The sequence below is a fragment of the Bacteroides faecis MAJ27 genome (assembly GCF_900106755.1).
Taxonomy (GTDB): domain Bacteria; phylum Bacteroidota; class Bacteroidia; order Bacteroidales; family Bacteroidaceae; genus Bacteroides; species Bacteroides faecis.
The window spans coordinates 138493-152789 of sequence record NZ_FNNN01000007.1 but is presented as its reverse complement, the minus strand read 5'-3'; the positions used below and the strand labels follow the sequence as shown (position 1 = coordinate 152789).

Here is a 14297-nt window from a genome sequence, read left to right as displayed (position 1 = left end):
CTCCTTATCTGTTGGTGAACCGTATAAAAAACTCCATCAGCTTGACAAAGATTGCCGCGCCGCATATGTAGATAAACATTCTAAAATCTTCCTTTCCTGCTACGAAGTAAGTGATGATGGCGGCAAGTGCCAATATCATGAAAAGGATGTTCAGTACGTTCCTTATTTTATCGGGATTCATCGTCTTTCGTTATTTGATTATTTTTTCTTCCAAAGCAGTAACAATCTCGTCGGGATCGGGAACAATACCACCGAGGCGTCCGAAGTGTTCTACCTTTATTTTACCATTAACAGCCAGGCGGACATCTTCAATCATCTGTCCGGCATTTAATTCTGTAACGAGCATACCTTTTACTTTGTCAGCATAGGCTGCAATTGCTTTGGTCGGGAACGGCCACAGAGTAATAGGACGGAGAATACCGACTTTGATACCTTTTTCACGGGCCATTTCCATTGCTTTCTGGCCGATACGTGCCATTGAACCGAAAGCAATGATCAGGTATTCTGCATCTTCGCAGTTGATTTCCTCAAAGCGTACTTCGTTTTCTTCAATTTCGCGGTATTTAGCCTGGAAGCGGAGATTGTTTATTTCCATCGCTTCCGGTTTCAGTTCCAGAGAAGTGATAATGTTCGGTTTACGGCCTTTGGTTCTTCCGGTAGTAGCCCACGGGCATTGTTTGATGATTTCCTCATCAGTGCGACGTGGTTTCTGTGCGGGGAGAACTACTTTCTCCATCATCTGTCCGATTACACCATCGGCAAGAATGATAGCAGGATTACGATATTTGAATGCCAACTCGAAACCTAATGCAACGAAGTCCGCCATTTCCTGTACGGATGCCGGAGCAAGTGCGATCAGTCTGTAGTCACCGTGGCCACCACCTTTTACAGTCTGGAAGTAGTCTGCCTGGCTCGGCTGGATCGTTCCCAGTCCGGGACCGCCACGCATCACGTTTACGATCAAACAAGGAAGTTCGGCACCTGCGATATAGGAGATACCTTCCTGTTTCAAGCTCACGCCCGGGCTTGAGGAAGAGGTTAATACCATCTTTCCGCTACCTGCGCCTCCGTATACCATATTGATAGCTGCTACTTCACTTTCTGCCTGGAGTACTACCATGCCGGTTGTTTCCCACGGTTTCAGTTCGGCCAGCGTTTCCAGCACTTCCGATTGGGGAGTAATAGGGTAACCGAAGTATCCGTCCGCACCGCAACGGATGGCTGCGTGGGCGATGGCTTCGTTCCCTTTCATTAATACAACTTCTTCTGCCATATTCTTTTTCTTTTATTCTACTTTTACTTTATACACTGAGATACATCCGTCGGGACAAACTGTTGCGCACGAGCTACATCCGTTACAGGTATCTTCTTTTACTTGCCAGGCATAGTTATAGCCTTTCATATTTACCTCTTTATTGAGGGCGATTACATCGAGCGGACACGCTACTACACACAGGTTGCACCCTTTGCAACGCTCCGTGTCGACTACGATTGCTCCTTTAATTTTTGCCATAATCTCTATTTTATTACGTTATCTTTGAATTCGATTATTGATTGAACATATCTTTGTGGTAGAAATTCAGGATATCTATCGCCATTGTTCTTGCCTGAACAGCGGGACTGTCGGGATTGAGATCAATAGCATACTGGTAGTTATCCAGCGCTTGCTTCCAATCTCCTTTTTTTCGGTAGGCATTTCCCCGTAAATAGTAGAGCATATCTTTATCTTTCTCGACAGAATCGTCTTGGAGAAGTTGGTCCAGTTGCTTAATCGCTGTGTCCACATCCCCTTGATTGATAAGCTCTTTTAGGTTGTCTATTTGCTCCATTTTCTTTCGTCTTTCGGGATTCTGAGACGCAAAGATAGTTTTTATTTGTGTAAATGGGGGTAAATGCGGAAGGAAATTTGCGTCCTTTTGTTTTTATTGCATATTGGGTGAATAAATAGTCAATAATAAATATGCCTTAAGATAATTCTTGAGGATGAATGACAGAATTGAGAGGGAAGTAATCATATTAATAACCGGTAAAAACGTATATTTGCAAGCCGTTTGTTGATAAACAATGTATAGCAGGCAAGATGAATTACATCTTTTTTATGTGCTGAATCAAAGAATAATATGGAAATAAAAGAACGTATACAGTTGCTGCTGTCCGAAATGAACAGGGGAGTGTATGAGAAGGAGGCTGAAATCGGCTTGTCTTTGCTGGCTGCTTTGGCGGGCGAAAGTATTTTATTGCTGGGTCCTCCGGGAGTGGCGAAGTCGATGGTGGCACGGCGGTTGAAGAGAGCTTTTGTTGATGCGAGGGCATTTGAGTATCTGATGTCCCGTTTTTCTACACCTGATGAAATATTTGGACCGGTGAGCATTAGTCGTTTGAAGGAGTCGGATAAGTATGAGCATGCTGTGAACGGGTATCTGCCTACAGCGGATGTCGTCTTTCTGGATGAAATATGGAAAGCGGGGCCGGCCATTCAGAATACGTTGTTGACGGTGATCAATGAAAAGTTGTTTCGGAACGGAGATACGGAGTTAAAGCTTCCGTTGAAACTGCTGGTAGCCGCCAGTAATGAGCTGCCTACGCAGGGAGAAGGGCTGGAAGCCTTGTGGGACCGCTTTTTGATTCGTATGATCAGTACTTGTGTGAAGCAGGAGGAGGCATTCTACCAGATGTTGCTGGATGATGGTGATGAAGAAGAACAGGAAACGTGCCAGTGGCAGATTTCGGATGAAGAGTATGCCGGGTGGCAGAAAGAGATAAGACAGATCACGGTAGCTGCCGAAGTTCTGTCCTGCATCACGGAAATTCGCAGAAATCTGGAGAAAGTCGGGATCCAAGGTTCGGAAATACATCGGAATGTCTATGTAAGCGACCGTCGCTGGAAGAATATCGTGAAACTGCTGAAGGCTTCTGCTTTTGTTCACGGACGGAAGGAAGCTTGTCTGACAGATTTATTACCCATTTATCATTGCTTGTGGAATGAGCCGGACGAGTGTGCAGATATCCGGCAGATTGTTGTCCGTGCACTATTTGTACCCTGCGTAAAGGAGATTGCAGCTATCAACTTATCGTTAAAGTCGGATCTGAAAGTAAGCCGCGTGCGTGAAGCATTGGAGAAGGCCCGGCAGAAAGGGGATCGCAGGGACGATGATTTGATGATCATCGACCATTTTTATTATCAGATAGAAAATCACGGTACGGGGAATACCTATATCTTTATTGTGGACTATAAGAATCTGAAAGAATATAGTCCGAAGGATGCTCCTGCGACAGGAGTCATGTATGCTGATCCGCTGAATCTGAAGCGGACGATTATACGCACTTTCTCCGATGCCTCCAAAATGAAGGAACAAGGTGCCGAAAGGGTGACTCTTTACAGAGATGAAAAGAATCTTTATATCAATGGTGTCCGTTTTGCGATGCGGAGACTGAAAAGGGGAGAACAACAGCAGTTGTGGCTGGGCAATATGACTCTCACCGACCGGGATTATGAAACGGAACTGGAGACAGCTCACGGTAGGATAGAGAAATTAGTAAAAGATTTGTCTGAGAATATTTTCGTTTCTGAAGAAGACAAGAAAGGGGTTGCACAATATGTGGCGACCATCCGCAAAGAGATTGCCTGGGCACGCGTGGATGTCCGTAAACTGAGATACGGCGATGAGTCTTAGATATGATGCTGCATTTTATGTGCAGGTGTTGGATAGGTATGTAGCGACCGGAGAGTGTGCGGAAGCGGACAATGAACCGTTGTATGCCTATCTGCTTTCCGTCATGAACGATCCGATGATAAGGATACAGGTTTTGAGTGATGAGGTCTGTGCCCGAATTTTCTACGATGCGATGAGCCAGTTTATCCGGCTGAACCTGGAGAAACAAAGATACAATATGCAGAAAAGCCAGTCGGAACAGCAAGGAATGGAACTTGCCCTGGAATGGTCGGAGGTCAAACGGAAAGACGGATGGCAGGCTTTGCTTCAGCAAGTTTCCGACAAATATGGAGGCAATGGCTTCGACCGTGCGTTTTATCAGGGGCAATTCGGTAATGAAGGGAAATATGCCGATGATGAAGTCTGGGAAAGGATGGTGGACGACTGGAAAGAGGCTTTCCAACGGGATTTGCAGGAACAAAAGGAGAAAGAAGTAGAACAGCGCAAGGATGATTTTGAACGCAGGCTCCATGCTAATCTCAGGAATATTCCCGAATATATCCGGCAGAATAATATAGAGAAAGACGAGTTCTATCAGGCATGGGGATTGATGAGCGGTATGTGGAATACCATAGACTTTGAACGGATACGCAAAATAGTCCGTATTCAGAAAGAATATCCGGAAGTAGTCAAGGTGGCCAACAAGATGGGACGTATGGCAGACGATGAAGGAAAAGATCAGTTGCATGTTGCGCAGGGAGATGTGTATAAGATGGAGCATTCATCTAAAAGCGATATTCTGGGTATTACGACAGGAAATGACCTGAACGCATTGCTTCCTACGGAACTGGCACATTGTGCCGATGATGAACTGGAAGATTTATTTGTCTATAAGTATATTACCCGGAAACTCCAGACTTTCCGTTATAAATCTGAGATTATGCAACCTGCCCGGCGATTGGAAATAAAGCCTGCCACGCAGAAAGGACCGATGATTGTCTGTCTCGATACTTCCGGCAGTATGGTAGGGAAACCGGAAAAGATTGCATATTCACTGTTGATTAAAATATTGGAAATAGCCGACAGGCAGCGTCGGGACTGTTTTCTGATTGCTTTTTCTGTTTCCATCAATCCGATTGATGTCCGGAGAGAGAGGGCACGGCTGCTTGAATTCTTCTCGACCACTTCCTGTGGTGACACGGATGCTACCCGAATGCTGAAAGCTACATTCCGGTTGCTCCAGTCAAAAAAGGAATATATGAATGCGGATGTATTGTGGATCAGTGATTTTAAAATTCCGTTGTCTGTGCCGGAACTGACTGACCAAATGCTGGAATATAGAAAAGTGGATACACATTTCTACGGATTGCAGCTTGGAATTGCGGAGAATGAATGGATGCCTTTCTTCGATCGTATATATAGGATCGATTATACTCCTTCCCGCCGTTACTGACAGTTTTTGGAGGATTCGGTTTATTTGCTTAAATTGCTGCCGGAATAGAGGTTCTTGCTGTTCGATAGTATGAGATGTAAACTGATGAAGCAAGGATACGTATTACTTCTAATTGAGTAACTATGTTAGATATTATTTTGATTATACTAGGTGTGCTGTGCCTTATGACGGGATTGATGGGGTGTGTTCTTCCATTTCTGCCCGGTCCTCCTGTCGCATATCTGGGACTGATTTTCCTTCATTTCACGGATAAGGTGCAATATTCCACAACGCAGCTGATCGTTTGGCTGTTGATTGTTGTCGTCATACAAATATTGGATTATTTTACCCCCATGCTCGGCAGTAAATATAGTGGCGGCAGTAAATGGGGTAACTGGGGCTGTATCATTGGGACGCTTGTCGGCCTTCTTTTCTTGCCATGGGGAGTTATTTTCGGTCCGTTTCTGGGGGCAGTGATAGGTGAACTGATCGGAAACAAGGAATTTTCTCAGGCTCTTAAGTCGGGAGTCGGTTCATTAATCGGCTTTATGCTGGGAACCTTACTGAAGTTTGTGGTTTGCGGTTATTTCTGTTACCAGTTTATAATGGGCTTTCTTCGGTGATTACCTTTGGATCACTAACAATCTACCTTTTATTAAAAGTCATTTGAAAGCTACTTCAAGACAGTTTGATAGTAGTTTCAAAAAGTTTCAAGCGCTTGAAACACTTTGTTTCGTACGGTGAAACACTTTGTTTCATTGCTTAAAAGAGTGTAGTTCGTTTTAATCTTTTATAAATCAGCGATTAAAAGTGTTTTTATAAAGATGCAGGTAACGATATAGTAGTGGAAGTTCAGCTACACATTGCATTGCTCTGCATAATTTCAAATATCTCTGTAACACAAAGGTAAGCAATGTTTTTGATGCTTCCAAGTTAATCATAGCATATTTATAGAAGGGTTGACAATTAATTGTCAGCCCTTTTTTTATCCGATATCCTCTGTCATTCTATCAGTCTCTTTTTTAAGAAGGAGAATTGCGTGTATTCCCCTTTCTATCCTGATGAAGAAAAAATATTCTGAAAATTCACATTGATACCAAGTGAGTTACAAGGAAAATGTGGGGCTGGCGGTTACCGTCAGCCCTATTTTTTCATGCCTAATTTTGAAAACTTTGCAACCGAAGAAAGAAAAATAACCCATTAGAACAAAGGAATATTGTATGGAAGAGAACAGAAATGATATTGAGATACTCAAAGCAATGATAAAGGACAACTTTGAGGAACAACGAAAACTGATTGCCAAGCTGGAAACGGCTCTGGAAGCAGTAACCAGTTTCAACGGTAAGCAAATGCTGGACAGCCGGGATATGCGCCTGATGCTGAAAGTATGCGACCGGACACTGATCCGCTGGCGTAATTCCGGGAAACTCCCATTTTTCAAACTCAGCGGCAAGATTTACTTCTGGGCTTCTGACGTATATAAATTCCTGAGAGAAGAATGTCTAAACGAAGATTTCATATCCGATTCTATTAACTCATAAATAAAAATTCACATGGAAAATCAAAGTAAAGTAATCGTCATAGAACGAAACAAATTCGCAGCACTCGTCAAATCACACCGCAAATGCCTCCAGATGCTGAACATCCTGACTTACATCTACACAGTTAAGGAAGTAAGCCTTACCCTGACCTTGCAGGAAATCTGTGAAGTCCTGCACATGACTCCCGAAGAAGTGGAGATACAGCGACAGAAAGGATATATCCGCTTCACGACACAGAAAGGGATGACCGTCTATGAAATCACGGACCTGCTCCGATTGGAAAATATGCTGGAGATGGGGAGCATCTATCGTAAGATCGACAAAAAAGTAATGAACCTCGAACCTCTAAATAATGAATAAACAATGAAAGAAGAAGAGCAAGACAAGAAACAGCGGAAGCGTCTGGTACACGCTTCCCTGTTTAGTGGATTCGGCGCCCCAGACCTGGCTGCCGAATGAATGGGATGGCAGAATGCCTTCCATTGCGAGATAGACGATTTTTGTAATACCATTCTAAATTACTGGTTTAAAGATGCGAAAAGTTATACAGATGTCACAACGACAGATTTCAGGGAATGGAGAGGAAAAATCAATGTCCTTACAGGAGGTTTTCCTTGTCAACCATTCTCCGTCGCAGGCCAAAGAAAGGGAGCGGATGATAACCGCTATCTCTGGCCTCACATGCTCAGGGCCATACATAAGATCAGGCCCGATTGGGTCATTGGTGAGAACGTTGCTGGCATCCTCACGATGGTACAGCCCGGTCAGGAGACTGAAGTGGGAAGTCAATCCACTCTATTCGGAGAGAGTGAGCCTGTATTTAAAAGACGACAGCAATATGTTGTTGAAACCATTTGCCGTGATCTTGAACGCGAAGGATATTCCGTCCAGCCGGTACTTATACCGGCTTGTTCCGTCGGTGCACCTCACAGACGGGATAGAGTTTGGTTTATTGCCCACCGTGACGGCACAGGACTACAAGCGCAGGGGGCCGGGCAGCAGGCAGCAGGGACTACCGGAGATAATCCATGGAATGCTTCTGCCAACGCCAGTGGCAACAGAGATACACCATGCCGAAAGAGTCAGGAAATGGAAATCGATGAATTTATCCTCACCCCATGCCCAGATAGCCGGAGAGAAGAATCCCAACGGCCTGACGGATTTTCTGGACTTTTACGGGATACTACCGGAACCGATACCGGACAATACTGAGCTGGAAAACACGGACGGGAACAATCTGGAAGAATCGATCCTACAATGGCTGGCAGAAGGACAAGTGATGCCGACACCGACAGCGCGGGATTGGAAAGGCGCACCTTCACTGGAGAACCTGAAGAAACGGGGAAAGATACCACAGAAGAACAGCCTTCCGGATTTCTTCGCCCGGACTGGAAAGAGTTTCCAACTCAATCCCCTGTTTGTAGCCGAGATGATGGGCTTTCCACCCGATTGGACGGTATCTCCTTTTCTCGGTGAAGACAGGCATCCATTAAAGGATACGGGAACGCTATCGTCCCCCAGGTAGTCTACGAGATATTTAAAGCAATAGAAGAAACCTATAAATTAAACAGTCATGAATAAAGTATCGATATTTGAACATCCCGAGTTCGGACGCATCCGGACACTGGAAATTGACGGGAAAATATGGTTCTGCGCCTCGGATGTTGCCGCCGCACTTGGCTACTCCAATCCGAGAGATGCCGTCGTAAGACATTGTAAACCAATGGGTGTCGTGGTTTACGACACCCCTACACGCAGTGCCGTCCAGAAAATCAAGTACATCAGCGAAGGAAACGTATACCGGCTGATTGCCGGTAGCAAGCTGCCTTCCGCTGAGAAATTCGAAAGCTGGATATTTGATGAACTGGTTCCCGAAACACTAAAGAACGGTGGCTATCTTCTTAAGAAGAATGGCGAAACGGATAATGAACTGCTTGCGCGTGCCATATTGCTCGCACAGAACCGTATAAAAGAGCGAGACAGCCGTATTTCAGCATTGGAGAAGGAGAACAACTATGCTATCCTGAAACTCAAGCTACAGGCCCCAAAAGTTCAGTATTACGACAAAGTCCTGCAATCCCAAAGCACCTACACGACCACACAGATAGCGAAAGAATTGGGAATGACTGCCGGAATGTTGAACAAGCGGCTCCGATGGGCAGGCATCCAGTTCCGTCAATCCGGTCAGTGGCTGCTCAAAGCTCCTTACCAGAATCAAGGCTATACAGCAACCCGGACCCATGTATGGGAAAGCCGCACAGGAGAAACAGGCACGGCCATGTTGACGGTCTGGACGGAAAAGGGCCGGTTATTCATACATTATCTTTTTGAGGCTTATCTGGTATAGCCGGAATATAAGACCGGGATAAATAAAAAAGCTACTGAAACAAAAATTCAGTAGCTTTTTTATTGCTTTCAATTGATACTATCTCAACCGTGGTCCCGTTTTCTTCTTTTCTTTCACAGGCACAATTTCTTGTCGGGGTGCTTCTTGCGGCCTTATTCTTTCACTTACAGTCTCACTCTGAAGAAGCCTGTTTAAATACCGGAGGTCCTTCAGTAACTCCTGTTTGCATTCCATCTCCAGGGAATGGGCCATATTCGACATCGGGTTGGTACTTTTCTTGACAAGCGGACCGTTCAGGAGATCTTCTTCTATATACAGGGTACAACGCTTCAAATAGCCTTCAATGTCCTTCGGCGTTTCAGCGGTATCAATCGCCTCCTGAATGGCCTTATAATTCTTATCCATATAACAGGCCTTATACAAGTCATCGGCATGCCAGTCAAAGAAATGAAGATAGTTTTTTCCCAGTTGCTGGTTATACTCTTTTATATCGCTTTCCACAACCCCTTTCTTCTTGTCAAGATATTGCTGCAATTGTTCGATCCTTAAATCACTTTTATCCATTGTTGTCCGATTTATAGTTCCATGTCCGTTTCAGTTTCGCTCTGAAAGGATATATCCAGTTCTCTTTCCTGATGGAAATTATCCGCTATCACGAATTTAATTTCCGCATTCTTGCTGCTTCGGTTATGATAGAAGAGCGTGAATACCTGGCGGCAGGGATCGCTGTCATCCAACTCCGCTATCGAATCCAACGGTTGCATCTCCCGGTTCACCAGATAGACCTTCTTCTTGTCGTACACCTCGCCGCTACCCTCCATCTGTATATAACCGATTTGATAGCCGGCTTCCTCATAGTTTCCGCTACGATTGAGTGTCAGACGAATCTCCACGGTCTCATCCGGGGAAATGGTCTTCTGGAGATACCAGGACGTTAGCGAGAAATCATAAGCCTGCTGTACTTCCAATTTATCATCACAGCCACCCAGCAGGCAAAGCAATGTGAGCATGATACCACTTATTATTAATTTCATCTTCATGATTTTACGTATTACTAAATGAATAATTTACTTGATTGAGTCCGTTGTCGGCTAACGCCTGATGCCCGTTTTTATCTTTCTTTCAGGCGGCTCTTCTCTCTTCTTTTCTGTTTTATTAGCCGTCTGTTGCAAATTCTCTTCGGGAGGCGTTTGCGCAAGGATATTCGCGAATTCCCGGTAATCCCTAACTAACTGCTGCATACACTCCAACTTCAGGAAATGGGCAACATTCGTTGTCCGGCTGGAACTGTTACAATCCACCTGACCGTTCAACAGTTTGTTCTCACAGTAAGCAATGTTGTCCTCAACAATATTCCAAACCGTATCCATGCCCTTTGCCCCGTCCACCGCCTGCCGGAGTATCTTATAACACCCGGACATAAAATGAGACTTATACAGGCTCTCCGCATTCCATTCGAAAAAGTGTAGGAAATTCTCATTCATCTTCTTGCTTTGTTCACGTATGTTCCGGTCTTCCCGGTTTATTTTCATATCCAGCCAATGAAGCATCTCATCCACGTTCCAATTGCCTTGTTCCATACTGTTGCTGCTAATTGAAAATGTACTTGACACCGACAGCTGCCACCGTGTGGAAATTCCCCACGGATGATCCGAAGAATATCCTCTGGCGGACATTGAAAAGAAAAACCAGCCTGTCGGAAAGGAACGCCTCCATCTCGAAAGCCGGGGCAAAACCATAAATGAAGCATCCGTCATTCTTTAAAGTCGCCCCGTCATAGAGCAGCTTGCAGTTCCAGTTGGTCGTCTCATAACCCGCCAGAGCGGAAAGACCGGCAGAGAAGAACACGTTCTTACCACGGTCCGAGATGAACGGCACGAAATAACCTACCTCCCCGGTAAACTGCGCTTTGGGGATCGCAACATCCTTATAGGAATAGTGCTTTTTCACATAATCCGCCCCGAACAGCCAGCGGGAATGGTTCCGGTTATACCGACTCAGAGCCAGTCCGACCTGGAAATTACCATGCAGATGCTTCACATTTGAACCGAAGTCGTCTACACCGCCTAACGTAAGCTGGATACCTTTCTGCCCCGGCAGGTAACGCTGGGCAAAAGATTTGCCTGCCACAAAGGGCAGACAAATGCATAACAAAATAAATAAAACTCTTTTCATGATTACTCACCGATTAATTCATTCACAATACGCGCGTCCACCAGGTCACTGTTCTCAATATAGAACCGCTGGTGACGGCCTCCCCCTTTCTCGTAAATTTCCACTTCCAGCAACTTGTCGTCAGGAATGACAATTTTCGGAAAGGCATACACGATCCGTCCCGTGCTCTTTCCTTCGATGCGTGTCAGGGCATTGAGCGTGCGTACCGGTTCAATATAAGTTTCCTGCTGAGCCGTCCTTTTGGCTATCTTCTTATCCACTATCTTAAATCGCACGAAATCCACATCGAAAGGCACATTGGAATTGTTCGTCAGGGAAACATGGAAGAAGATCAGGTCCTTATGCACATAAATGCCCTTTAAAAGAGCCTGCATCCCGAACTGCCTGCATCCGATATGCTTCACGTCCCTACGGTCCAGCCGGTGGATGGTGTACATCACGCTGGCAATGACCGTCGGATCTTCCTCGCCCAGTTCCGTGACACGGATGGAGCTGCCTCCTTTCTTTTCTCCCTCGTCCGGGTTCATCCACTGGTCCATATTGATATTCAGTGTGGAAGGCTCTTCCTTATAAACGACATTGAAGGAAAAGAAAGAGCCGTCTCCTGTAATCACGGAGAAGTTCGTCTCTCCCGGAAACTCCTTCACCGCCGCTTTGACACGTACCACGTTCTCGACTCCGTCAGCCTTGCCTGCGATGATATTGTTACTGCCCAAATCCACGTAGCGCACTTCCGAAGGGAAGAGGATATGCACCGTCTTCCCAAAAGTGACCTCTATTTTATAAGGGATGATATGCTGGCCCGCCGTCAGAATCCTGACGGGATTTACCGGCCTTTCCTCCTGTGAAAAACCGGATACCGAGGCCAGAACAGCCATCAAGAATGCTATAACTATTTTCATTGTCTTGTCTTTTTTATTAAAGTGAATAATCCGTTATTGTCTCTTTGTGACCAGCAGCACCTTATATCCGGCTTTCAGTGTCACCTTGACCGCGCGAACCCGTCCGGCGATCAACCGCGTGCCGCCCTGCATGACTCCGCGCGTCAGGTCCATGACCACCTGCTGTCCGGCAGAACGTGCAAACGAAACGCTGTTTCCCATGCTCTCGCTGACCGTTCCAGCCGCATCCTTTGCCGCATTGCGGGTTTCCGATCCGGGAACGAAAATACCTTTCTGCCCGTCTATATCGTAAGTCGCCAACTGAACAGGAATGATATTCCCGGCATACTCGATGCTGCTGATCAGGATATCCAGACGCTCTCCCTGTATGACCGCCGCACCTGTTACCAGACTGTTCTCCGGAACGGTAATGTTGCCGGCTTGTAGAGGTTGCAGCAACCGGAGTTTTACCCTGCCTCCCTGTTCAATGATCTGGTTCTCCGAAATGCAGGCGGCGATGGTATTCGTCCCCATTTGGTAGCTGTTCCCGACAGCAGTATTAAAACCGTAATTCCTCTCGACAGTAAGCGAAGCGATATAGGCGGAATCCGTAACAGGTTGTGAAAGGCCGGAGGTCGTCTGATACTCCGCCCGCTGAACCGGAACAGTTTCCGTGGGTTCTTTTCCGACAGCTTTCTCCTGGACCGTATCCTTATCCGGGTTCAGATACTTTGCCGCCATCTTGTAGGACCGCTCCATCAGTTCTTCTCGGGTAGCCGCCTTGTTCTTCTCCTTTTCCGCCTCTTCCAGCTTTTTGTTCAGTTCATCTACTTTTCTTTCCAAATCGCTGTTTGCCGTCTCTTTGGGAGTCTCATAGAAGTCATTCAACTGCCCGGAGATTTGCTCGTAGGTATTAACGGACTGTTGCAACCGGTCTCCGTCCTTTTCTTTTTCACCGGTATCGGATGCCCCCTTTCCTTCGTTCATTAATGTCCCGGCAAGCTGCTCCAACGACTTCATCCGGCTTTCTTCCTCCACTTCCGCCTGTTGCTTCTCATAGGCAGCGGTCTTCTTATCCACCAGTTTGGCAGTGGTAGGTTCGGGTACGTTCACATTGAATCCTGAATTTCCGGGGGCTTCCGTCTCGTTTTCCTTGCCGGAGGGGGCAAATATTCAGTACATGACTCCCAGGAAGACCAGCACAAAGGCCGGAATCACAATGAACTTCCTTCTTTTTTCCATCTCTTCCGGTGTGAGCACCTTCTTCTCTTTTTCAGGTTCTTCCTTCAAGGCTCTGCCGTTTTCCGGCTGTACCGCCGTTTCTTCTGCCGCTTCGGGCTTTTCCAAATCTTTATCTTCCATTACTCGTTGGTTTTAGGGTGATACATTATACTGTCTTTATCCGCCCGGTGGAGGGAGTCCACCGGATGGACAAACGGCAACTCCTTTTGTGTGCCGTGAGAGAGAAAACGCCCGAAAGCGCGTGCTACGGTGATACCACATAGAACGGTACTGGTAACCAGCATGCCCACAAGCACTCCCTTACGCTCTTTTTCGGACAGCTCCTCGCAAACGTTCTTCAGTTTTTCGCTGATCTCTGTCTTTATCTTCCTGCTTTTCATTACCTTAATATATTAGCGTTCAACGGTCCTTATATCCCTGTTTTCCAAAATCTCAAAGCGTTCCGCCATGAAGCCTTGCGGATTATTATCCGACCTGACCGTACTCTGCAGGAAGCAACGGGTGACCAGGGAACGCTCGGTGATATTGCTGTTTCGGATAATCATCTGCCGGGCAAAGGTGGTGATCCGGTATGGATAGTTATCGAAATCACACTGCATGCTGTCTACCAGGACAGTCTGGTTAATATTACCGCTGATCAGACGATTATAATAGCCTTTCTCGTTCCAATCCCGGTAATAACTATAAAGACTCTTGTCCGCCAGATACATGGCCCGGTTGATATTGGATTCGATAGCGGCCTTATCGGGAGCCAGCGTAAAGAACAGTTCATGCATGCGGCGCACATGCTCGCGGGCCTCCACCGGACGGTTCAATGCCGCATCTTGGGATAACGCCACTATGAGTGACTTGCCCTGATCCAATACATATACTTTCTCCCGTTGCTGGTTAGCAAAGAGGTAGGACTTTCAGATGGCATACGTAGTCAGTGAGGCACAAATACCCAGAAAGACCAACGTGAACAGGCGGATCTGCCTGAACGAGGATTCGATGTTTTTAAAACTTTTAAATTCCATAATTTTATGT

20 protein-coding genes and 1 pseudogene are annotated in these 14297 nt (G+C 46.1%); 8 read left to right on the top strand and 13 right to left on the bottom strand.

The annotated features are described in order from the left end of the window. Window positions 1–4: 4 nt before the first annotated feature. The 4 genes from BLW31_RS24050 to BLW31_RS08450 are packed head-to-tail and all read right to left on the bottom strand — an operon-like array spanning window position 5 to window position 1829. The gene (locus BLW31_RS24050; RefSeq protein WP_010537603.1) at window positions 5–181 is read right to left on the bottom strand and encodes a hypothetical protein; all 177 of its coding nucleotides are present in this window, start codon (window positions 179–181) and stop codon (window positions 5–7) included. Window positions 182–190: 9 nt separating this feature from the next. Continuing rightward, window positions 191–1273: a 3-methyl-2-oxobutanoate dehydrogenase subunit VorB gene (locus tag BLW31_RS08460; protein WP_010537604.1), complete on the bottom strand. Its 1083-nt coding sequence runs from the start codon at window positions 1271–1273 to the stop codon at window positions 191–193. Window positions 1274–1285: 12 nt separating this feature from the next. Next, the gene (locus BLW31_RS08455; RefSeq protein WP_004297419.1) at window positions 1286–1513 is read right to left on the bottom strand and encodes a 4Fe-4S dicluster domain-containing protein; all 228 of its coding nucleotides are present in this window, start codon (window positions 1511–1513) and stop codon (window positions 1286–1288) included. A 34-nt stretch (window positions 1514–1547) separates the two neighbouring features. After that, on the bottom strand, window positions 1548–1829 hold the full coding sequence (locus BLW31_RS08450; protein ID WP_010537605.1) for a tetratricopeptide repeat protein: 282 nt from the start codon (window positions 1827–1829) through the stop codon (window positions 1548–1550). A 291-nt stretch (window positions 1830–2120) separates the two neighbouring features. On the opposite strand from BLW31_RS08450, the gene BLW31_RS08445 reads away from it, so the two are divergent. The 8 genes from BLW31_RS08445 to BLW31_RS08410 all read left to right on the top strand — a co-directional run bounded on the left by BLW31_RS08445 (window position 2121) and on the right by BLW31_RS08410 (window position 8973). Then, the gene (locus BLW31_RS08445) at window positions 2121–3674 is read left to right on the top strand and encodes an AAA family ATPase (RefSeq protein WP_010537606.1); all 1554 of its coding nucleotides are present in this window, start codon (window positions 2121–2123) and stop codon (window positions 3672–3674) included. Then, the gene (locus tag BLW31_RS08440) at window positions 3664–5106 is read left to right on the top strand and encodes a vWA domain-containing protein (protein ID WP_010537607.1); all 1443 of its coding nucleotides are present in this window, start codon (window positions 3664–3666) and stop codon (window positions 5104–5106) included. The genes BLW31_RS08445 and BLW31_RS08440 overlap by 11 nt, the downstream gene beginning before the upstream one ends. 122 nt (window positions 5107–5228) lie before the next feature. Beyond that, the gene (locus BLW31_RS08435) at window positions 5229–5708 is read left to right on the top strand and encodes a DUF456 domain-containing protein (protein ID WP_010537608.1); all 480 of its coding nucleotides are present in this window, start codon (window positions 5229–5231) and stop codon (window positions 5706–5708) included. A gap of 597 nt (window positions 5709–6305) precedes the next feature. Then, on the top strand, window positions 6306–6626 hold the full coding sequence (locus BLW31_RS08430; RefSeq protein WP_004308054.1) for a helix-turn-helix domain-containing protein: 321 nt from the start codon (window positions 6306–6308) through the stop codon (window positions 6624–6626). Between the two features lie 12 nt (window positions 6627–6638). Continuing rightward, window positions 6639–6986, top strand: a complete 348-nt coding sequence (locus BLW31_RS08425) for a hypothetical protein (protein ID WP_004313787.1) — start codon at window positions 6639–6641, stop codon at window positions 6984–6986. Window positions 6987–7085: 99 nt separating this feature from the next. Next, window positions 7086–7838, top strand: a complete 753-nt coding sequence (locus tag BLW31_RS08420) for a DNA cytosine methyltransferase (RefSeq protein WP_004313786.1) — start codon at window positions 7086–7088, stop codon at window positions 7836–7838. Next, window positions 7726–8151, top strand: a complete 426-nt coding sequence (locus BLW31_RS25045) for a hypothetical protein (protein WP_132061476.1) — start codon at window positions 7726–7728, stop codon at window positions 8149–8151. Before BLW31_RS08420 ends, BLW31_RS25045 begins: the two co-directional genes overlap by 113 nt. A gap of 48 nt (window positions 8152–8199) precedes the next feature. After that, the gene (locus BLW31_RS08410; protein ID WP_004308051.1) at window positions 8200–8973 is read left to right on the top strand and encodes a phage antirepressor KilAC domain-containing protein; all 774 of its coding nucleotides are present in this window, start codon (window positions 8200–8202) and stop codon (window positions 8971–8973) included. A 78-nt stretch (window positions 8974–9051) separates the two neighbouring features. Here the strand turns inward: BLW31_RS08410 and BLW31_RS08405 are convergent, their stop codons facing one another. From BLW31_RS08405 to traK, 9 genes and pseudogenes are all read right to left on the bottom strand, one after another. Continuing rightward, entirely contained in the window at window positions 9052–9537 is a 486-nt protein-coding gene (locus BLW31_RS08405; protein ID WP_004318733.1) for a hypothetical protein, read from the bottom strand. Between the two features lie 11 nt (window positions 9538–9548). Then, window positions 9549–10013, bottom strand: coding sequence for a TraQ conjugal transfer family protein (locus BLW31_RS08400; RefSeq protein WP_004308050.1), 465 nt, complete (start codon window positions 10011–10013; stop codon window positions 9549–9551). A 51-nt stretch (window positions 10014–10064) separates the two neighbouring features. Continuing rightward, window positions 10065–10553 (bottom strand): hypothetical protein, encoded by a 489-nt coding sequence (locus tag BLW31_RS08395; protein WP_004308049.1) that lies wholly within the window; start codon window positions 10551–10553, stop codon window positions 10065–10067. Between the two features lie 10 nt (window positions 10554–10563). After that, window positions 10564–11148, bottom strand: coding sequence for a conjugal transfer protein TraO (locus BLW31_RS08390; RefSeq protein ID WP_004308048.1), 585 nt, complete (start codon window positions 11146–11148; stop codon window positions 10564–10566). A 2-nt stretch (window positions 11149–11150) separates the two neighbouring features. Then, window positions 11151–12050, bottom strand: a complete 900-nt coding sequence (gene traN, locus BLW31_RS08385; protein WP_004308047.1) for a conjugative transposon protein TraN — start codon at window positions 12048–12050, stop codon at window positions 11151–11153. Window positions 12051–12083: 33 nt separating this feature from the next. Beyond that, window positions 12084–13202, bottom strand: a complete 1119-nt coding sequence (traM, locus tag BLW31_RS08380; RefSeq protein WP_072067469.1) for a conjugative transposon protein TraM — start codon at window positions 13200–13202, stop codon at window positions 12084–12086. Beyond that, window positions 13203–13391 carry a hypothetical protein gene (locus BLW31_RS08375; protein WP_004308045.1) on the bottom strand — a complete coding sequence of 63 codons (189 nt, stop codon included), beginning with the start codon at window positions 13389–13391 and terminating at the stop codon, window positions 13203–13205. After that, a complete protein-coding gene (locus BLW31_RS08370) occupies window positions 13391–13651 on the bottom strand; it encodes a hypothetical protein (RefSeq protein ID WP_004318726.1) in 261 nt (86 codons plus the stop codon). The genes BLW31_RS08375 and BLW31_RS08370 overlap by 1 nt, the downstream gene beginning before the upstream one ends. Window positions 13652–13663: 12 nt before the next feature. Further along, window positions 13664–14287, bottom strand: a pseudogene (gene traK, locus BLW31_RS08365) (conjugative transposon protein TraK). Window positions 14288–14297: the final 10 nt, after the last annotated feature.